Raw genomic sequence first — 19,052 nt, forward strand, 5'->3', positions numbered from 1 at the left:
TATCGGGTACTGCAAGTACCTGATAACTTCGGTGATCAGACCGACGACGAGGGGGTTCCGTGGCACGCAGGGCTGCGATCATCGGGGGAAACCGCACACCGTTCGTCCGGGCCGGGCGCCGCTACGCGCAGGCCTCCGCCCAGGACCTGCTCGTCGCCGCGCTCGACGGCCTGGTCGCCCGCTACGGGCTCGCCGGGGAACGCCTCGGGGAGGTCGTGGCCGGCGCGGTGCTCAAGCACAGCCGCGACCTGAACCTCACCCGCGAAGCCGTGCTCTCCACGGCCCTGGACGCCGCGACCCCCACCTACGACGTGCAGCAGGCCTGCGCGACGGGCCTGGAGACCGCCGTCCTCGTCGCCAACAAGATCGCCCTCGGGCAGATCGAGGCCGGCATCGCCGGCGGCACCGACTCCGCCAGCGACGCGCCCATCGCCGTCGACGACGGGCTGCGCCGCGTCCTGCTGGAACTGTCCCGCGCCCGCACCCCCGGCGCCCGCCTCGCCGCCCTGGCCAGGCTGCGCCCCGGCCAGCTGCGCCCGGCCCCGCCCCGCAACGCCGAGGCCCGCACCGGGCTGTCGATGGGCGAGCACGCCGCCCGCACCGCCCTGGAGGCCGCGGTGACCCGCCAGGCCCAGGACGAGCTCGCCCTCGCCAGCCACCGCAACCTCGCCGCCGCCTACGAGCGCGGGTTCTTCGACGACCTGCTCACCCCCTACCTCGGCGTCCGCCGCGACGAGCCGCTGCGCCCGGACACCACCGCCGAGAAGCTGGCCGCGCTCAAGCCCGTCTTCGGCCGCGACCTCGCCGGCGAGGCCACCATGACGGCCGGGAACTCCACCCCCCTCACCGACGGCGCCGCCGTGGTCCTGCTGGGCAGCGACGAGTGGGCCGCCGAGCGCCGGCTGCCCGTCCTGGCGCACCTGGTCGACGCCGAGACCGCCGCCGTCGACCACGTCCACGGCGAGGGGCTGCTCACCGCACCCGTCACCGCCGCGCCGCGCCTGCTCCAGCGCCACGGGCTGACCCTGGCCGACGTCGACCTCGTCGAGGTCCACGAGGCGTTCGCCTCCACCGTCCTGGCCACCCTCGACGCGTGGGAGCAGCGCGGGCTGGGCACCGTCCCCCGGGACCGGCTCAACGTCGCCGGCTCCTCCCTGGCGACCGGCCACCCGTTCGCCGCCACCGGCGCGCGCCTGCTGGCGACCACCGCAAAGCTCCTGCACGAGCGCGGCGGCGGCCGCGCGCTGATCTCCGTGTGCGCCGCCGGCGGGCAGGGCATCGTCGCGCTGGTGGAGGCGTGATGAGCGACCCGTACGGCACGTTCGTCCGCACCGGTCCCGGCCGGTTCCTCGCCGCCCGCACCGGCCTGCCGCAGCCGGCGCGGCTGCGCCGCTACGCCGCGGACGAGGAGTGGGCCACCGACCCCGCGCTCGTCGTCGGGCTCAGCGGGGCCACCTGGACCGCGGAGGTCACGTCCTGGCTGGGCGAGCGCGCGACCGCGACCGCGCCCGGCGAGGGCAGGCTGTCGGCGCTCGTCGCCGACGCCTCCGGGCTGCGCACCGTCGAGCAGCTCGACGAGCTGCTGACCCTGGCCCCGGCGTTCCGCCGCACCCGGGGCCGGGTCCTCGTGCTGGCCGCCGCCCCCGACGCCCTCGACGACCCGCAGGCCCGGGCCGTCCAGCACGGCCTGGAGGGTTTCGTCCGCAGCCTGGCCAAGGAGGCGCGCGGCGGGACGACCGTGAACCTGCTGCGCGTGCGCGACGGGGCCCGCACCGCGCTGCGCAGCGCCGTCGGGTTCTTCTGCTCCGACCGCTCGGCGTTCGTCGACGGCCAGCCCCTCGTCGTCGGCGCCGGGGTCCCCGTCCCGCCGCGCGAGCACCGGGTGGCCGTCGTCACCGGTGCGGCCCGGGGGATCGGGGCGGCCACCGCGCAGGTCCTCGCCCGGTCCGGGCACCACGTCGTGTGCGTGGACACCGCCGCGGCGGGGCAGGAACTGGCCGCCGTCGCCAACCGCGTCCACGGCTCCACGCTGCACCTGGACGTCACCGCCGCCGACGCGCCGCGCACCCTCGCCGCGCACCTCGCCGACCGGTTCGCCGGGGCCGACGTCGTCGTCCACAACGCCGGCATCACCCGCGACCGCTCGTTCGTGAACCTCGACGAGACGGCGTGGCGGTCGGTGCTGGCCGTGAACCTCGCCGCCCCGATCCGGCTCACCGAGGGCCTCCTCCAGCACGAGGGGGCCCTGGCCCCCGGAGCCCGGTTCGTCTGCCTGTCCTCGGTGAACGGGATCGCCGGCGCCCGGGGCCAGACGAACTACGCGACCAGCAAGGCCGGTCTCGTCGGGCTCGTGCAGGCCCTGGCCGAACCCCTGGCGCAGCGGGGCTTCGCCATCAACGCCGTCGCTCCCGGGTTCATCGAGACCCCCATGACGGCCGCGATCCCACCGGTGCAGCGCGAGGTCGCGCGCCGGGCGAACAGCCTGCTCCAGGGCGGCCTGCCGATCGACGTCGCCGAGACCGTCGGGTGGCTCGCGCAACCCGACGCCGCCGGGGTCGACGGGCAGGTGCTGCGGGTGTGCGGGCAGAACCTCGTGGGGGCGTGATGGACCGCGTCCTGCCGCACGCCCCGGCGTTCGCGCCCCTGTACGCCCGGGCGCTGCTCAGCCGCCCCAGCCGCTCCCTCGACGTCCCCCGCCGCCGCGTCGTCCTGCGCCGCGGCCGGTTCGACGTCGACCGCGTCGCGGCGTTCTGCCGCCTCACCGGGTTCCCGGTGCGCGACACCGTCCCCCTGCCGTACCCGCAGGTCGTCGCGTTCGGGCCGCAGGTCGACCTCATGGTGCGCGAACCGTTCCCCTTCACCCTGCCCGGCCTGGTGCACCTGACCCAGGACGTCACCCAGAACCGTCCGCTGGGGATCGGCGAGGAGTTCGAGCTGTCCGTGCAGGCCGTCGGGATGCACGCGCACCGGCGCGGCGCCACCGTCGACCTGCGCACCGAGGTGCGCGTCGGGCCCGACGTCGTCTGGACCGGCCGCAGCCGCTACCTCGCCCGCGGCGTCCGCTGGCCCGGGACCCCCCGCGACGAGGAGCGCCTCGAGGCCCCCGACGGGGACGGGACGACGTGGCGCGTCCCGGCCGACACCGGCCGCCGGTACGCCGCCGTCAGCGGCGACGTCAACCCCATCCACCTGTCCCCGATCACCGCCCGCGCCCTGGGGTTCCGCCGCACGGTCGCGCACGGCATGTGGACGGCCTCGCGCGCGCTCGCCGACCTCGGCGGCCCGGCAGCCGGGGCCGCCCGGTACCGGGTCGAGTTCGGGTCCCCGCTGCTGCTGCCCGCCACCGTGCGGCACGTCACCCGCCGCCTCGACGACGGGTGGGCCGGGGCCGTGCGCAGCGGGGAGTCCCGCGTGCACCTCACCACCCGCCTCACCGCGGCTCCCACCGGCTGACCGGGGCGCCGGGACCGGTGAGCCGTCCCGGTCGTCAGCGCCGGTCGTCAGCGCCGGTCGTCAGCGCTGGTCGAAGACGGAGGCCATCTGCACCTGCTGCTCCAGCACGTCGTTGATGCGGGCCTGGACGGTGTCGAGCTGGCTGATGATGTCGCTGGTGGCGTGGATGCCGTCGGCCACCGACGCGCTGGACGACTGGATCCCGGAGATCTGCGCCACGACCTGCTGGGTGGCGCTCGCGGTCTCGCGCGCCAGTTCCTTCACCTCGCTGGCCACGACGGCGAAGCCGCGGCCCAGTTCCCCGGCGCGGGCGGCCTCGATGGTGGCGTTCAGCGCCAGCAGGTTCGTCTGCCCGGCGATCTTGGAGATGATGCCGATGACCTCACCGACCGCGGTCGACGCCGCCCCCAGCTGCGCCACGTCGGTCGTCATGACCGCCGAGCGGTCCGTCGCCTCCTGCGCGACGCGGCCGGCGTCGTGGGTCGCCTCGCGCAGCTGCGCGACGGTCTCCAGCAGCACCTGGGCGTTGCGGGCGTCGGCGGCGGCGCGGCGCAGCACCGACAGGCGCTGGGAGACCAGCTGCGCGACGTTGCGCAACGCCGCGGTGCGCGAGGGGGACAGCTCGATGCTGTCGGTGGTGAAGAAGTCCATGGTGCCCACCACCCGCTCCCCGTCCAGGACGGGGAAGCAGACCCCGGAGCGGACGCCGGCGCGCTGAGCGGCGGGAGCGCGCACGCAGTCGGTCACCTCGGCCAGGTCGCGGACGAAGACGAGGTCGCGCGCCCGCCAGGCGCGCCCGGACAGGCCCACGCCCTCGGCGAAGGAGGCCGCGAGGGTGACCCGGCGGAACTCCTCGCCGGCGGAGCCGGACTCGGAGTGGAAGCGCAGCACGCTCGGGGTCGCCCGGTCGTCCATGGCCCAGAACGACCCGTAGGCCCAGCCGAACGCGGAGCGGACCGTCGCCAGCGCGACCTGGATGGCGGTGGCCTCGTCGGAGGCGCGCCCGATCTCGGTGACCACGGTGGTGACCGCTTCGCGGTCGCTGAGCATCTCGGCGGCCGCGGAGGTGGCCAGCGCCTGGCGGCGGGCGAGGGTGGCGATGCGGCTGATGGCGCGCCACTTCTCGTCGCCGAAGCGGGGCAGGCAGTGGTCGCTGTAGAACTCCATGACGCCGACGACGTTGTTCTCGTCCATCATCGGCACCGCCGCCCCGGCGACCATCCCCGCGCGCCGGGCGGCCTCCCAGCGCAGGCACCCCGCCCCGGCCGCCCCGCGCTGTCCGCGGTCGCCCTCGCCGAGGGCGTCGAGGATGACCGGCCCGTGCGCCCTGCTCGCCTGCTCGACGATCGAGGCCCCGCGTCCCGACGCGTCGCCGAGCGTCCGCACACCCCCCGGCGAAGCGCCGAGCGCGGCGGCCAGGGAGCCGGTCTCGTAGGCCAGGGTGAGCTTGCCGGTGCCGTCGGGCACCCAGCGGGCGCCGTAGGCGAGGTCGAGGGTGGCCACCATCGCGTCGGTGAGCTTGACGCGGGCGTCCTGGGCGTCGACGACACCGCCGTCGAAGGCGATGAGGACCTGCTCGAGGGCCTCGACGTCGCGGGGCGCGCGGGAGGGGGCGGAGGTGTCGGAGGACGAACCGCGGCGGAGACGGGGCATGTCGGTTCTCCTCGGGGAAGGACTGGGAACACCGGACCCATCGGCACGGGGGTCGCGTCCCTTGAGCGACCTCGACCCCGACCTCGACCCCGACCTCGACGCCGCCGCGGCGCCGGCACCGACGGCGTGCGCGCCGGGCCGCGCGTCGCGCAGCGCGCGGGTGGACCCGTGAGGTTCCTCACGGGTCGGGTGTGCGGGACCGCCGGGAAGTCGTGACCGCGCGCACGGGGGCGGGCCCGGGTCCGGGGGCAGCCTGGAGGGCATGGAAGCAGTCGTCGTCAGGGACCTCGAACGCACCTACTCCGGGGGCACCCGGGCCGTGCGGGGCATCAGCTTCTCCGTCGGGCGGGGGGAGGTGTTCGGGCTCCTGGGCACCAACGGGGCCGGCAAGACCTCCACCGTCGACGTCGTCACCGGGCTGGCGAAGCCCACCGGCGGCACCGTCACCGTCCTGGGGCACGACCCCGTCCGCGAGCGCCGCGCCGTGCGCCCCCGCACCGGGGTCGTCCTGCAGTCCGGGAACCTGCCCGGGGAGCTCACCGTCGCCGAGGCGCTGCGGACGTGGAGCGGGACGCTGACCCGCAGCCGCCCTACGGCCGAGGTCGTGGAGGTCGTCGGCCTGCAGCACAAGCTGCCCGCCACGGTGAAGTCGCTGTCCGGCGGGGAGCGCCGCCGCCTGGACCTGGCCGTCGCGCTGCTGGGCCGCCCCGAGCTGCTCGTCCTGGACGAACCGACCACGGGCCTGGACGCGCAGTCCCGCCGGTCGGTGTGGCAGCTCGTGCGCGAGCTGGTCACCGGCGGCACCGCCGTCCTGCTGACCACCCACCACCTCGAGGAGGCCGAGGAACTCTCCGACCGCCTCGCGATCATGCACCGGGGGCTGGTCGCCGCCGAGGGGACCATCGCCGACGTCGTCGCGGGCCACCGCTCGGAGATCCGCTGGCGCGCCGCCGCGGGCCGCCCCGACCCCGCCGAGCTCGAACCCGGTGACGTCCTCACCGTGCAGGACCGCCACGTCGTCGTCCGCACGAACCACCTGCAGCGCAGTCTGGCGCGGGTCCTGGCCTGGGCCGACCGGCGCGGCCTGGCCCTGCCGGAGCTGAAGGCCACCCCGGCCTCGCTGGAGACCGCGTTCCTGGAACTCGCCGCCACCCACGACCAGCACGAGGAGACCGACCGATGAGCGCCCTCACCCGTCCCGGCACCCCGACCGTGCGGACCGACCGCCCCTCCCGGCTCCCCGGGACGGTGCGCCGCACCTGGTCCCTGGCCCGCGCCGAACTCGTCCTGCTGCAGCGCAACAAGACCCTGATGGCGATCGCGGTCCTCATGCCCGTCGGCGTCATCGGGTTGTTCAGCTCGATCGAGGGCGTCGGGGACGGCGGTGACACCGCCGCACTGGCCGTCGCCTCGATCGTCGGGATGCTGCTGCTGTTCGTCGTGTACTACAACGTCCTGTCGACCGCCGTCGCGCGCCGGGAGGAGGGCGTGCTGCAGCGCCTGCGCACCGGGGAGGCGTCCGACGCGGAGATCCTCACCGCCCTGGCCGTCCCCGCCGTCGCGCTCACCCTCGTGCAGACCGTCCTGCTCGCCGTCGTCGGCGGCGTCGTCCTCGGGTTGCCCGTCCCGGCGAACCCGCTGCTGTGCCTGGCCGGGGTGCTGGTCGGTGCCGCCGTCTTCGCCGGCCTCGCGCTGGTGACCGCCGTGTTCTCCCGCACCCTGGAGTCGGTGCAGATGACGAGCCTGCCGGTCCTGGCCGTCGCCGTCCTCGGCGCGGGGGTGGCGCTGCCGCTGGACCTGCTGCCCGGGAACCTCACGCGGTTCGCGGACTACACCCCCCTCAGCCCCGTCCTGGACCTGGTGAACGCCGGGTGGATCGGCGACCCCGCCGGCGCCGACGTGTGGCGGGCCGCCGGGATCGCGCTCGGCTGGGTCGTGGTGACGTTCGCGCTGGTGGGCACCCGGTTCCGCTGGTCGCCGCGGGTGTGACGGGGTCGCGCACCCGTCAGGCGCGCCGCTCCGCCGCCGCCGGCCGGGTCTGCACCGCCCGCAGCCGGACCAGGTCGAACTTGGGCTCGCGGTCGAAGGTGAAGAGGCCGTTGCGCTCCTGGAAGACGTCGGTCAGCTGCGTGTAGCAGTAGCCGAACATGTGGGGGTTGTGGAGGAGGACGTCGACGAGCCCGGCGAACCGGGTGTGGAACTCCTCGACGGAGGCCGGGTTGCGCCCGTACCCCCAGGACTCGTCCTCGTCCCCGGGGCTCCACCAGATGCCGCCGAACTCGCTGCAGAAGTACGGCTGCCCCGCGTAGGGCACCGACCAGGGCCGGCCCTGCGCGGGCTGGCCCCCGTCGCCGTCGAGGTTGACGTAGGCCGTGCGCGAGGCGGGGTCGAGCACGTCCATGGCCTTGGCGAACAGGACCGGATCCTGCTCGTAGTTGTGCGAGTCGTACACGTCGGCGCCGGGAACCCGGTGCGACCACCCCGACGCGTCGAGCACCGGTCGCGACGTGTCGAAGGCCTTGGTGGCCAGGTACAGCCCGCGGGTGACGTCGTCGAGGACGCTGATCTCGTCACCGATGAACTGCCGCGTCTCGTTGAGGGGGCACCAACCGACGATCGAGGGGTGGGAGTGGTCGCGTTCGAGGACTTCCAGCCACTGCGTGAGGTAGCTCGGCGTGGGCTGCTGCCCGTCCTCGCCCGGTTCCTCCCGCGTGAGGCACCCCCAGTCGGCGAACTCGCCCCAGACCAGGTACCCCAGCCGGTCGGCGTGGTACAGGTAGCGCTCCTCGAAGACCTTCTGGTGCAGCCGTGCGCCGTTGAAACCCGCGGACCGCGCCAGTTCGATGTCCGCGACGAGGTCCGCGTCGGTCGGCGCGGTCAGGACACCGCGACGGTAGTACCCCTGGTCGAGCACGAGGCGCTGGAAGACCACCTCACCGTTGAGCAGCACGTCCGTCCCGTGCAGGGAGACGCTGCGCAGGCCCGCGTACCCGTCGGCCTCGTCCAGCACCGCCCCGGAGACGTCGCGCAACGTGTAGCGGGTGGAGTACAGGAACGGGTCCCGCGGCGACCACGGGCGGACCCGGTCGGCGGGCAGGACGGCCACGAGCCGGGCCGCGGTCCCCGCGCCGCAACCCGCGGTCGCGGTGAGGACCTCTCCCGCGTCGTCGGACACGGAGACCTCCAGCCGGGCGCCCGCGGGGGCGCCCTGGAGGGGCACCTCGAACCAGAACGAGGACGCCTCGACGTCCGGTGTCGTGCGCGGCCGCCCCATCGAGCTCCGCGGTACCGCCTCCAGCCACACCGTCTGCCAGATGCCGGTCGTCCGCGTGTAGTCGCACCCGTGGTTGGCGTACCGCCGCGACTGCTTCCCTCGGGCTTGGACGCCGTCGCGCCGGTCACGGGCGCGGACGACGACGGTGACCTCGCCACCGGGAGCCGCGACGTCGCTCAGGTCCACGCTGAACCCGGTGAACCCCCCGCGGTGGCGGCCGACCTCGACGCCGTCGGCCCACACGGTGGCGTCGTGGTCGACGGCGCCGAAGTGCAGGACCACCCGGGCCCCCGAGAAGGTGGCGGGCACCGCCACCTTCCGCCGGTACCAGACGGCGGGGTGGAAGTCGACGTCGCCGATGCCGGACAGCTCCGACTCCGGGCAGAACGGCACGAGGATCGACGACTTCAGCGGCCGGTCCAGCAGGCCCCGTTCGAGCCCGCTGTCACCGGGGTCGAACTCGAACTCCCAGGTGCCGTTGAGGGACAGCCACCGCTCGCGGACGAACTGGGGACGGGGGTGCTCGGGACGCGGGCAGGGGAGGGGGTCGGTCACGGGAGGCCTCTCGGTGCGGGGTCAGCCCTTGACGCTGCCGGCCAGCAGGCCGGCGACGACGTGGCGCTGGAGGACGACGAAGAGCACGACCATCGGGACGAGCGCGATGACCGTCAGGGTGAGGAAGCTCGGCCAGTCGGTCGTGAACTGCCCGACGGCGGAGTAGACCTGCAGGACGAGGGTCTGCTTCTCGGGGGAGCTGATGAACACGTTGGGCACGATGAAGTCGTTCCAGATGGACATGGTCTGGAAGACGCCCACGGTGATGAGGATGGGCCGCACCAGGGGCAGGACGATGACGGCGTAGATGCGCAGCGGTCCGGCCCCGTCGACGCGGGCCGCCTCGATGATCTCCACCGGGACCGATCGCATGTACCCGTTGACGAGGAAGTAGCAGAACACGGCCCCGCCGCTGTACAGCAGGACGAGCCCGACGCGGCTGTCGACCAGCCGCACCTGCGCGAAGGACTGGTAGAGCGGGATCAGCGTGGTCTGGAAGGGGATGAGCAGCGCCAGCAGCAGGACACGTCCCAGGGCGACGTTCAGCCGGCTGGAGCGCATGACGAGGGCGTAGGACGCCATCGAGCCGATGAGCAGGACGAGGACGACCGAGGCGGCGGTGACCAGGACGGTGTTGGCGAAGGCCTGGCCCACCGGTACCCGGTCGAAGACGTCGGCGTAGTTGTCGGGGTGGAACGTCGCGGGCAGCCCCAGCGGCGAGCGCGCCGCTTCCTGCGCGGGTTTGAACGTGTTCACCAGGACGTAGTAGAAGGGCACCGCCGTGAGGCAGGCCAGGGCGATCATGACGACGCTCAGCAGGGCGCTGCGCACCCGGGCCGCCGGGCTCCGCGACCTCACCGCGACCGCTCCTCGGCCCGGCGCGTCAGCGCGAGCTGGCCGAGGACGACGGCGCCCACGGCCAGCATGAACAGGACGGCCAGGGCGGACCCCTCGCCGAACTTCGCCTGCCCGATGCCGTCGGTGATGATCGACTGGGTGAGCGTACGGGTGGCGAAACCCGGCCCGCCACCGGTGAGGGTGAAGGGCAGGTCGTAGACCTTCAGGCCGCCCGACATCAGCAGGAACGTGCTGATGGTGACCGCCGGGCTCAGCAGCGGCAGGGTGACGAACCGGAAGCGCTGCCAGGGCGAGGCCCCGTCGATGGTGGCGACCTCTTGGAGCTCGGAGGGGATGGACTGCAGGTACGCCAGGTAGAGGATCGCGTGCCAGCCCGTCTGGGTCCACACCCCGACGGCCACCACGGACAGCTGCGCCAGGGCGTCCTGCGACAGCCACGGCACCGGACCGAGTCCGCCGACGGAGGCCAGGACGGTGTTCAGGACACCCGACCCGAGCGGGTTGAGGATGAAACCCCACACCAGGCCGAGGACGGCGACGCTGGGGATGGCGGGGAAGAAGAACGCCACCCGCACGAACCCGTGGCCGAAGAACCTGCGGTCCAGGGCCAGCGCGAGCGGCAGGGCCGTCGCGGTCACGAGCAGCGTGGTCCCCACGGCGTAGGCCAGCGTGAACCAGAGGCCGGCCAGCATCGAGCTGTCCGAGAACACCGCCGCGTAGTTGGACAGGCCCACGAAGGACGTGTCGGCGGAGTAGCCGTCGAAGTCGGTCAGGCTGTACCACAGGGACCGTCCCAGCGGGACGGCGAAGAGGGCCACAAAGACCACGGCGACCGGCACCAGGAACAGCTGCGTCCCCAGGGTCTCGCGGCGCCTGGCCCACGACGACGGTGGGCGCCCGGCCGGCCCGCGGGTGGGCGCGGCGGCGGGGGTGAGGGTCGTCATGCCTGCGCGTCCCGCAGTTCCGCGTCCAGCGCCGCCGCCACCTCCAGGGGCTGGATCCGTCCCTGCGCGAGCTGCTGCAGGCGGGCCACGGCCTCGGTGTTCAACGCGTCCTGGTACTGGGGCCAGGCGGTCTGCGGCAGGTAGTAGTCACCCTCCTGGAGACCGGTCAGGGCGTCGGTGAGGACCGGGTCGACCTCGGGCGTGAAGTCGGACGTCGTCGTGATGTCGCCGCTGGTGCTGTTCAGGATCCTCGTGCCCTCGGCGCTGGTGAGGAAACCCACGAAGGCGCGGGCCTCCTCGACCCGCTCGGACGCGGCGTTGATCGAGTACCCCGGCGACGGTGCACCCGACCACATGGTGTCGCCCGCGGTGGGACCGGGGACGGGCATCAGGCCGAGGTCGAGGTCAGGGGCCTGCTCGCGCACGGTGGCCACCGACCAGGACCCGCTGCCCATGACGGCCAGCCGGCCGTTCACGAACTCCGCGGTGACCTGGTCCCCGGTCAGGGTGGCGGCGCCGGCGTCCACGACGCCCTCGGTGAACAGGCGCGAGTACTGCGTGAGGGGTTCGCCCCACTGGTCGACGAACGTGCTCCGGCCGGCGAAGACGTCCGCGTCCGGGGTTCCGCCCTCGGCGCGGTGGTGCATGCCGATGAGAGCGGCCAGCGAGGTCGGGATCCCGTCGCCGGGTTCGTAGAACGCCTGGACGCCGCTCTCGCCCAGGGCCTCGCACAGCTGGAGGAACTCGTCCCACGACTGCGGGGGTCTCGTCATGCCCACCGCGTCGGTGAGGGCCTTGTTGTACAGGAAACCCCCGGCCCAGGCGGCGACGCTGGCGGCGTACACCTTGCCACCGGCGGAGTACAGGTCCTTGTTGCCCTGCGCGACGACGTCCAGGAAGGGTTCGGGGGTGAGGTCGCGCACCAGACCGGCCTCGATCAGGTTCGTCTTGTTCTCCCCGGCCATGACGAAGACGTCGGCGCCCGTGCCCGCCAGCAGTCGCGACTGCAGCGTCGTGACGTACTCCGTCACGGGCGGGGCGGAGGAGAAGCTGATGCGCACGTCGGGGTTCGCGGCCTCGAAGGCGTCCATCAGCGGCTGCATCGTCTCCTGGTCCGACCAGGAGAAGAAGCTGAGCCCCGCACCGCTGCCCGAGCTGCCGCCGCAGGCCGCCAGTGCGGCGGTCCCGCCGGCGGCGCACGCGGCGGTGAGCACGGCCCGGCGGCTGGGGGTGCGGGTGGGTGCCGGCGGCAGCGCGCGCAGCGGGTGGCGTCGGATGGTCATGGTGGTCCGGCCTCTCGTCGTCGAGAACGGTGCGGGGCGCCGGCTGGTCGTGCGGGTCGCCCGCGCGGCGAGACTAGTCGCGTTGTGCAGCGTTGCACAAGGATCGCGGGGCCGCCACCTCCGGAGTCAGCGGGTCGACTCGCGGACGATGAGCTCGTGCCCGACGACGACGCTGCGCGGCGGGCCGTCGGTCCCGGCCAGCCGGGCGGTGAGCAGGGTGACGGTCTCCTCGGCCAGTGCCCGCTTGCCGGGGCTGACCGTGGTCAGGCTCGGCGTCGCGTACCGGCCGTCCTCCACGTCGTCGAACCCGACGACACCCAGGTCGTGCGGCATCGAGACCCCCCGCAGGTGGGCGGCCCGGATCGCACCCAGGGCCAGCAGGTCGCTCACGCAGAACACCGCGTCCGGCGGCTCCGCGCGGTCCAGCAGCCGGTCCATGGCCAGCACGCCCATCGCCCGGCCGAAGTCCGTGAGCGCGGGGGTGTCCTCGTCGGGGGGCAGCCCGGCCTCGGCCAGGGCCCGGCGGTACCCGGCCAGCCGCAGGGACGAGGTCTCCGAAGGGGGCGAGTGCAGGTGTCCCACGAACGCGATGCGCCGGTAGCCGCGCTCGACGAGGTGCCGGGTGGCGTCGTACGCGCCGGCGGTGTTGTCGACCAGGACGTGGTCGTGCGCGGAGTCGATCAGGCGCTCGCCCAGCAGGACGACCGGGGTGTCGGGGGAGCGGTGCGCCAGGTCCTCGGGGGTCAGCGCCAGGGGCGAGACGATGAGCGCGTCGAAGACGGCGCCCCGGCTGCCCCCCAGCAGCAGTTCGCGCTCCCGCTCCGGACGCCCGTCGGTCTGGTCCACGACCAGCGTCAGGCCGTGCGGGCGCAGCGCGGTGACCAGTTCCCGCGTCACCTCGGCGAAGTAGGGGACGTCGAGGTGGGGGACGATGAGACCCACCAGGCCCGTCCGGCCGGTCTTCAGCCCCCGTGCGACGACGTTCGGGGAGTAGGCCATGTCCTCCACCACCGCGAGCACCCTGGCCAGCGTGTCCGGGGCGACCCGTTGCGGGGAGTTCAGCGCGTAGGAGACGGTGCGGATCGAGACGCCCGCGCGGTCGGCGACCTCGCGCAGTCGGACTGCCACGTCGAACTCCTCCTGTCCGGGGTGCCCGTGCGGAGGGCTCACGGCCGCGCCCCGCTGCGCCGGAACCGTCCGCGGGAGTCTGCCCGCGGGGAGGTCGGGCTGTCCAGGCGGGTGCGCCCACCGCCGTCCCGCTCGCCGCCGGCGACCGATGGCGCCGCACCTGCGGGGCGGGGGAGCCGTCAGGCGGTCGGGCCGGCCGGGCGCAGGGCGCGTTCGAGGACGTCGACGACCTGCTGGACGTAGTGCTCGTCGACCTCGGCGCGCCGCACGACCAGCCGCCAGTGCACGAGGGCGGCCAGCAGGTCCAGGGCGAGTTCCTCGTCGATCCCGGGGTCGAGTTCCCCGCGTTCGACGGCCCGGCGCAGGACGACGGCGCCGTGCTCGCGCCGCGGCCGCCCGATGGAGGCGGCCACGGCGTCGGCCAGTTCGGGGGTGCGGGCGGCCTCGGCGGTCAGGTCGGGCAGGATCCGCGACACCCGGGCGTCGCTGAGCCACTGCACCACCTGCTGCACGAGGGCCAGCAGGTCCGAGCGCAGGGAGCCGGTGTCGGGGGTGGGGCCGGCCGGGACGCTGAGCTCGGCGACGGCGGCGAGCACCATCTCCCGCTTGGAGGGCCAGCGCCGGTACAGCGCGCTCTTGCCGGAGCCGGCGCGGCGGGCCACCGACTCCATGGAGGTCCGGGCGTAGCCGACCTCGGCGAGTTCCTCGAGCACGGCGGCGGTGACGGAACTGGTGACGCTGGCGCGCAGGACGGCGGCCCCGGCGGGGACGCGGGCCGGTGGCCGCTCGGCGGGGGAGTCGGGGACAGTCACCGCACCACCGTAGCGCGCGTCGGGACGGCACCGTCCCGTTCCGCGAAACTGGCGCGATCAACGTCGGGACGCTACCGTTCCGTCCCGACGGCGCCACCGGCCGTCGACCCCTTCACCGCAGGAGATGACGTGCCCACCACCCTGGTCACCGGCGGGACCGGTACCACCGGCCGCCTCGTCGCCGCCCTGCTGCGCCGGCAGGGCGCCACCGCCCGCACCGCCGGCCGCAGCCGCGCCGCCGACGTCCGCTTCGACTGGACCGACCCCGCCACCCACGGACCCGCCGTCGCCGGCGCCGACCGCGTCTACCTGGTGGCGCCCACCGGCGAGCCCGACCCGGCCGCCCTCGTCGAACCCTTCCTCGGCACCGCGCTGCGCGCCGGCGTCCGGCGCGTGGTGCTCCTCAGCTCCAGCGCGGTCGAACCCGGCGACCCCGGCCTCGGGCAGGTCGACTCCCTGGTCCGCGAGCGCGCCCCCCAGTGGGCGGTGCTGCGCCCGTCGTGGTTCCAGCAGAACGTCACCGGTGACCACCCCGTCGCCCGGTCCCTGCGCGAGGAGGACCGCGTCGTCACCGCCACCGGGACCGGGCGGGTCGCGCTCGTCGACGCCCGCGACATCGCCGCCGTCGCCGTGCGCGCCCTGCTCGACGAGCCGTCGCACGACACCGAGCACGTCCTCACCGGACCGCAGGCGCTGAGCTGGTCCGACGTGGCCGACCTCGTCTCCGCCGCCCGCGGCCGCGCCGCCCGCCACGAACCGGTCGGCGTCGACGAGCTCGCCCGGCGCTGGGTGGCGGCCGGCCTGCCGGAACCGTTCGCCCGGGCCCTGGCCGCCCTCGACGAGGACATCAGCCTCGGTCGCCACGACGTCACCACCGACACCGTGCGGCGCGTGACCGGACGGGACCCGCGGGCCCTGGCCGACCTCCTCGCCGAGCACTTCGGCGCGCACGCCGCCTGACCCCCCGCCGGTCCCGCCGGGACCGCCGCGACACCCCGCCCGGGAACACCCGCCCCGGGACCGCCGAAGAACCAGGAGGACCCGTGACCACCACGACCGCGCCGAACCCGCTCCAGCTGCTCACCGACCGCCTCGCCGTGCAGGACACCGTGACCCGCATGAGCTGGCTGCTGGACCGGCGCGACTGGACCGCGCTGACCGGTCTGTTCGCCGAGGAGGTGCTGCTCGACTACACCCAGCCCTTCGGCGGGGAACCCGAGACCCTCACCGGCGCCGAGCTCGTGCAGCGCTGGCGCACCCAGGTCGGCCACCTCGACAGCACCCAGCACGTCACCACCGGGATCCTCGTCGACCTCGACGGCGACCGGGCGCGGGTGACCGCGAACGTCCTGGCCCACCTGCGGCGGGAGGGGACGCTCGGTTCCCCGGTGTGGCACAACGGCGGCCACTACGACGTGCGGCTGCGGCGCGCCGCCGACGGCTGGCGCATCCACGCCCTGCGAGCCGAGGTCAGCTGGGCCGAGGGGAACAGCGCGGTGCTGCAGGCGCCCTGACGGGCAGGCGCCCTGACGGGCAGGGCCCTCAGCCCAGCTCGGCCACGACCACCCCGGTCGCCGCCGCCAGCAGCGCCTCGTCCGGTTCCGCGTCCACGTCCGCGCGGTCGCTCAGGACCGCCAGCACCCAGGGCGCGCGGTCCCCGCCCGGCCAGACGACCCCGATGTCGTTCAGGCTGCCGCGGGTCCCGGTGCGACCGGTCTTGTCCCCGACCACCCAGCCCGCCGGGACCCCGGCCCGGATCAGCCCGCCCCCGGTGGTGCTGCCCCGCAACCACTCCACGAGCTGCGCGCGGTCAGCGGGTTCCAGGGCGCCGTCCACGGCGTGGGCGCGCAGGGCGGTGGCCAGGGCCTGCGGGGTGCTGGTGTCCTCCACGTCCCCGGGGGCGACGTCGTTGACCTCCGGTTCGCCGTGCTCGACCTCGGTGGTCGCGTCACCCAGCGCCCGCAGCCGCGCCTCCAGCCCGGCGGGACCACCCAGCCGCTCCAGCACCACGTTGGCGGCGGTGTTGTCGCTGACGGTGACCGACGCCCCGGCGACCTCCCGCAACGGCAACCCCGACCCCACGTGCCGGCCGGTGACGGGGGAGTGGGCGACCAGCTCGTCGGCCGTCCACGTCACCACCGCGTCCAGCTCGGCGTCGGTGGTCGCGGCCAGCAGCTCCCCGGCGGCCAGCGCCTTGTACGTGGAGGCGAACCCGAAGCGCTCCCCGGCGCGGTGGGCGACGGTCCGCCCCGACCCCGTGTCCACGGCGAACACCCCCAGGCGGGCGCCGAACTCCCGCTCCAGCTGCGCGAACCGCTCCCCGGCGCGGTCGGGGGCGGTGGCCGCGGGGGCGGAGGAGGTGACCGCCGGGGCGGGCGGAGCGGCGGCGGCGTCGTCGGCGGCGTCGGCGGTGCCGTCGGCGGCGGGGGCCGAACCGCACCCCGCGAGGACGAGGACCAGGGCGGCGAACGGCAGGCGACGTCTCACGGGCCCAGCCTCCCGCCCCGCCCCCGCGCCGTCGACGACCGGCCCCCGGCGCGCCGGCGTCTGGCAGAGTCGCCCCGTGAACCTGCTGGGCCGCTGGCGCACCGCGGACGACCCCCGGCGCGTCGAGCTGTACACCCACTGGTCGCTGGTGCCCATGACGTTCCTGGCCCCGCTGGTCGTCCTCGGGGTCGCCGTCGGCTCCGGCGGGGCCGCCGCCTGGGTCGCGGCCGCCGCCTCCTGCGCGCAGGCCCTCGCCGTGGCCCCCGCCATCAGCCGGGTCGTGCTGCGCCGGCCCTGGAGCCGGCCGGTGCTCGCGCTGTGGGTCGCCGGCTCGGTGCTCGCGTACGTCGTCGGCGTCCTCGTGCTGCGGGCCACGCCGGCGGTGGACGCCGTCGCCGCGGCCGCCGCCGTCGTGGCCGTCGCCCCGCTCGGGCGGTACCGGTTCCGCCGCTACGCCCCCGTCGTGGTGCTCGTCGTCGGTGCCGCGAGCGCCCCGCTGGCCGGCGACGTCCTCACCGTCGCCCTCCACGTGTTCTACGGCCTGTTCCTCACCGCCGTCCTGCAGCTGTCGCTGTGGCTGCTCGACGTCGTGCGCCGGCTCGCCGACGCCGAACGCGACCGGACGCGGCTGGCCGTCGCCGAGGAACGGCTGCGGTTCGCCCGCGACCTGCACGACGTCGTGGGCCGCGACCTGTCCGCCATCGCCGTCACCAGCGACCTCGTCGCCGAACTCGCCCGCCGCGGCCGCCCCGAGGCCGCCGACCGCGCCGAGGAGGTGCGGCGCATCGCCCAGCACTCCCTGGAGGAGATCCGCGCCGTCGTCCGCGGGTACCGCGCCGTGGACCTCGCCGTCGAGCTCCAGGGGTCGGTGGCCCTCCTGGAGTCCGCCGGGGTCACCTCCGTCGTCGAGCACGACGCGCCGGACCTGCCCGAGCAGGTCCGGTCCGCCGCGGCCTGGGTCATCCGCGAGGGCGTCACCAACGTCGTCCGCCACAGCAGCGCGACGTGGTGCCGCCTGCGGGTGCAGCGCCGCGACCGCGAACTCGTCGTCCGGCTGGAGAACGACGGCGTCCCGGCTCCCGGCCCCGCCGACACCGCGGGATCGGGCCTGGGCGGGCTCGCCGAACGCCTGCACCCCCTCGGCGGGCGCCTGCGCACCGAACGCGGACCCGGCACGTTCACCCTCGAAGCCCGACTGGAGATCGCGTGACCACCACCGTCCTGCTCGCCGACGACGAGAACCTCGTCCGCAGCGCCGTCGCCGGGCTGCTGGACCTGCAGGACGACCTCACCGTCGTCGGGCAGGCCGCCAGCTGCGCCGAGGCGCTCGCGGTGGCGCGCAAGACGGCACCCGCCGTCGCGGTCCTCGACCTGCAGATGCCCCCCGGCGCCCCGGGCGCCCCCGCCGACGGCATCGCGCTCGCCGCGGCCCTGCACGCCGAGCTGCCCGGAACCACCACGCTGCTGCTCACCAGCCACGGCCGACCCGGCCACCTCAAACGGGCCCTGGAGGCGGGCGTGCGGGGTTTCCTGCCCAAGACGTCGTCCGGGCAGGTGCTGGCCGAGGCGATCCGCACCGTGTCCGCCGGGGGCCGCTACGTCGACCCGACGCTGGCCGCCGACGCCATCGCCGCCGGCGCCAGCCCGCTGACCGCGCGGGAGGCCGACGTCCTGGAACTGGCCGCCGACGGGGCGGGCGTGGAGGAGATCGCGCTGAAGGTGTCGCTGTCGCCGGGGACGGTGCGCAACCACCTGTCGTCGGCGTCGGGCAAGCTGGGCGCGGCGAACCGGCACGAGGCCGTCGCCGTGGCGCGGAGAGCGGGCTGGATCTGATGAACACCGTCCTGGTCCTGGGGGGACGCAGCGAGATCGGCCTGGAGGTCGCCGAACGGCTCGTCCGGGCCGGGGCCCGCACCGTCGTGCTCGCCGCCCGCCGGTCCGCGGACCTGGCCGCGCAGACCGCGCGGCTGAGCGCGCTGGGCGCCGCCGTGGAGACCGTCGAGTTCGACGCCGACGACCTCGCCTCCCACGAGGGGGTGCTGTCCTCCGTCGTGGCCCGCCACGGGGCGCTCGACGCCGTCGTCGCGTTCGGGGTCCTCGGCGACCAGGCCCGCGCCGAGCGGGACGTCGCGCACGCCCTCGCCGTCGTCCACACCGACTACGTCGCCCAGGTCAGCGTCCTGTCGCACCTCGCGAACCTGCTGCGCCCGCTGCGGTCCGGGCGCCTCGTCGTGTTCTCCTCCATCGCCGGGGCGCGGGTGCGCCGCGCGAACTACGTGTACGGGTCCGCGAAGGCCGGCCTCGACGGTTTCGCCTCCGGCCTCGCCGACGCGCTGCACGGCAGCGGCGTGCACCTGCTCCTGGTCCGGCCCGGTTTCGTCGTCGGGCGCATGACGACAGGGATGTCGCCGGCGCCGCTGGCCTCCACCCCCGCCCAGGTCGCCGACGCCGTCGCGGCCGCCCTCGCCGCCGGTCGCGGGACCGTCTGGGTGCCCGGGACGCTGCGGGCGCTCGCGGCGGCGATGGCGGTCACCCCGCGCCCGGTGTGGCGGCGCGCGCCGCGCTGAGTCCGGCGCGCGGGCCCGCGACGGTGTGCCTACCGTGG

The 19,052-nt window shown here is 75.2% G+C and carries 18 protein-coding genes; 10 read left to right on the forward strand and 8 right to left on the reverse strand.

Translation table 11 applies throughout. The annotated features are described in order from the left end of the window. Nucleotides 1-59 precede the first annotated feature (59 nt). Genes ACRYM6_RS14975 through ACRYM6_RS14985 form a run of 3 tightly spaced genes read left to right on the forward strand, consistent with a single transcriptional unit; the run spans nucleotide 60 to nucleotide 3,453 of the window. Complete coding sequence (locus tag ACRYM6_RS14975) at nucleotides 60-1,301, forward strand: acetyl-CoA C-acetyltransferase (protein ID WP_432543678.1); 1,242 nt, start codon at nucleotides 60-62, stop codon at nucleotides 1,299-1,301. Next, nucleotides 1,301-2,605: a 3-oxoacyl-ACP reductase gene (locus ACRYM6_RS14980; RefSeq protein ID WP_432543679.1), complete on the forward strand. Its 1,305-nt coding sequence runs from the start codon at nucleotides 1,301-1,303 to the stop codon at nucleotides 2,603-2,605. The genes ACRYM6_RS14975 and ACRYM6_RS14980 overlap by 1 nt, the downstream gene beginning before the upstream one ends. Next, nucleotides 2,605-3,453, forward strand: a complete 849-nt coding sequence (locus tag ACRYM6_RS14985; protein ID WP_432543680.1) for a MaoC family dehydratase — start codon at nucleotides 2,605-2,607, stop codon at nucleotides 3,451-3,453. The genes ACRYM6_RS14980 and ACRYM6_RS14985 overlap by 1 nt, the downstream gene beginning before the upstream one ends. A gap of 60 nt (nucleotides 3,454-3,513) precedes the next feature. Here ACRYM6_RS14985 and ACRYM6_RS14990 read toward each other — a convergent pair whose 3' ends face one another. Continuing rightward, on the reverse strand, nucleotides 3,514-5,106 hold the full coding sequence (locus tag ACRYM6_RS14990; protein WP_432543681.1) for a methyl-accepting chemotaxis protein: 1,593 nt from the start codon (nucleotides 5,104-5,106) through the stop codon (nucleotides 3,514-3,516). Between the two features lie 262 nt (nucleotides 5,107-5,368). On the opposite strand from ACRYM6_RS14990, the gene ACRYM6_RS14995 reads away from it, so the two are divergent. Continuing rightward, nucleotides 5,369-6,289, forward strand: a complete 921-nt coding sequence (locus ACRYM6_RS14995; protein ID WP_432543682.1) for an ABC transporter ATP-binding protein — start codon at nucleotides 5,369-5,371, stop codon at nucleotides 6,287-6,289. After that, nucleotides 6,286-7,095: an ABC transporter permease gene (locus tag ACRYM6_RS15000; protein WP_432543683.1), complete on the forward strand. Its 810-nt coding sequence runs from the start codon at nucleotides 6,286-6,288 to the stop codon at nucleotides 7,093-7,095. Before ACRYM6_RS14995 ends, ACRYM6_RS15000 begins: the two co-directional genes overlap by 4 nt. A 16-nt stretch (nucleotides 7,096-7,111) precedes the next feature. Here ACRYM6_RS15000 and ACRYM6_RS15005 read toward each other — a convergent pair whose 3' ends face one another. From ACRYM6_RS15005 to ACRYM6_RS15030, 6 genes are all read right to left on the reverse strand, one after another. After that, nucleotides 7,112-8,935 (reverse strand): glycoside hydrolase family 2 protein, encoded by a 1,824-nt coding sequence (locus ACRYM6_RS15005; protein WP_432543684.1) that lies wholly within the window; start codon nucleotides 8,933-8,935, stop codon nucleotides 7,112-7,114. A gap of 21 nt (nucleotides 8,936-8,956) precedes the next feature. Further along, nucleotides 8,957-9,793 (reverse strand): carbohydrate ABC transporter permease, encoded by an 837-nt coding sequence (locus tag ACRYM6_RS15010; RefSeq protein ID WP_432543685.1) that lies wholly within the window; start codon nucleotides 9,791-9,793, stop codon nucleotides 8,957-8,959. Beyond that, on the reverse strand, nucleotides 9,790-10,737 hold the full coding sequence (locus tag ACRYM6_RS15015; protein WP_432543686.1) for a carbohydrate ABC transporter permease: 948 nt from the start codon (nucleotides 10,735-10,737) through the stop codon (nucleotides 9,790-9,792). Before ACRYM6_RS15015 ends, ACRYM6_RS15010 begins: the two co-directional genes overlap by 4 nt. Continuing rightward, complete coding sequence (locus ACRYM6_RS15020; protein WP_432543687.1) at nucleotides 10,734-12,020, reverse strand: ABC transporter substrate-binding protein; 1,287 nt, start codon at nucleotides 12,018-12,020, stop codon at nucleotides 10,734-10,736. The genes ACRYM6_RS15015 and ACRYM6_RS15020 overlap by 4 nt, the downstream gene beginning before the upstream one ends. Nucleotides 12,021-12,146: 126 nt before the next feature. Further along, nucleotides 12,147-13,148, reverse strand: a complete 1,002-nt coding sequence (locus tag ACRYM6_RS15025; RefSeq protein ID WP_432543688.1) for a LacI family DNA-binding transcriptional regulator — start codon at nucleotides 13,146-13,148, stop codon at nucleotides 12,147-12,149. Nucleotides 13,149-13,327: 179 nt separating this feature from the next. Continuing rightward, nucleotides 13,328-13,960, reverse strand: coding sequence for a TetR/AcrR family transcriptional regulator (locus ACRYM6_RS15030; protein WP_432543689.1), 633 nt, complete (start codon nucleotides 13,958-13,960; stop codon nucleotides 13,328-13,330). A gap of 129 nt (nucleotides 13,961-14,089) precedes the next feature. On the opposite strand from ACRYM6_RS15030, the gene ACRYM6_RS15035 reads away from it, so the two are divergent. Further along, nucleotides 14,090-14,920 (forward strand): NAD(P)H-binding protein, encoded by an 831-nt coding sequence (locus ACRYM6_RS15035; RefSeq protein ID WP_432543690.1) that lies wholly within the window; start codon nucleotides 14,090-14,092, stop codon nucleotides 14,918-14,920. Nucleotides 14,921-15,003: 83 nt separating this feature from the next. Continuing rightward, nucleotides 15,004-15,474, forward strand: coding sequence for a nuclear transport factor 2 family protein (locus ACRYM6_RS15040; RefSeq protein WP_432543691.1), 471 nt, complete (start codon nucleotides 15,004-15,006; stop codon nucleotides 15,472-15,474). Nucleotides 15,475-15,502: 28 nt separating this feature from the next. On the opposite strand, the gene bla is transcribed toward ACRYM6_RS15040, so the two are convergent. Next, on the reverse strand, nucleotides 15,503-16,435 hold the full coding sequence (bla, locus tag ACRYM6_RS15045; protein WP_432543725.1) for a class A beta-lactamase: 933 nt from the start codon (nucleotides 16,433-16,435) through the stop codon (nucleotides 15,503-15,505). Between the two features lie 88 nt (nucleotides 16,436-16,523). On the opposite strand from bla, the gene ACRYM6_RS15050 reads away from it, so the two are divergent. Genes ACRYM6_RS15050 through ACRYM6_RS15060 form a run of 3 tightly spaced genes read left to right on the forward strand, consistent with a single transcriptional unit; the run spans nucleotide 16,524 to nucleotide 19,014 of the window. After that, nucleotides 16,524-17,657, forward strand: coding sequence for a sensor histidine kinase (locus tag ACRYM6_RS15050; RefSeq protein WP_432543692.1), 1,134 nt, complete (start codon nucleotides 16,524-16,526; stop codon nucleotides 17,655-17,657). Next, nucleotides 17,654-18,280: a response regulator transcription factor gene (locus ACRYM6_RS15055; RefSeq protein WP_432543693.1), complete on the forward strand. Its 627-nt coding sequence runs from the start codon at nucleotides 17,654-17,656 to the stop codon at nucleotides 18,278-18,280. Before ACRYM6_RS15050 ends, ACRYM6_RS15055 begins: the two co-directional genes overlap by 4 nt. Beyond that, nucleotides 18,277-19,014 carry an SDR family NAD(P)-dependent oxidoreductase gene (locus tag ACRYM6_RS15060; RefSeq protein WP_432543726.1) on the forward strand — a complete coding sequence of 246 codons (738 nt, stop codon included), beginning with the start codon at nucleotides 18,277-18,279 and terminating at the stop codon, nucleotides 19,012-19,014. Before ACRYM6_RS15055 ends, ACRYM6_RS15060 begins: the two co-directional genes overlap by 4 nt. Nucleotides 19,015-19,052: the final 38 nt, after the last annotated feature.

The organism is Kineococcus rugosus (genome assembly GCF_050871975.1).
Classification (GTDB): Bacteria; Actinomycetota; Actinomycetes; order Actinomycetales; family Kineococcaceae; genus Kineococcus.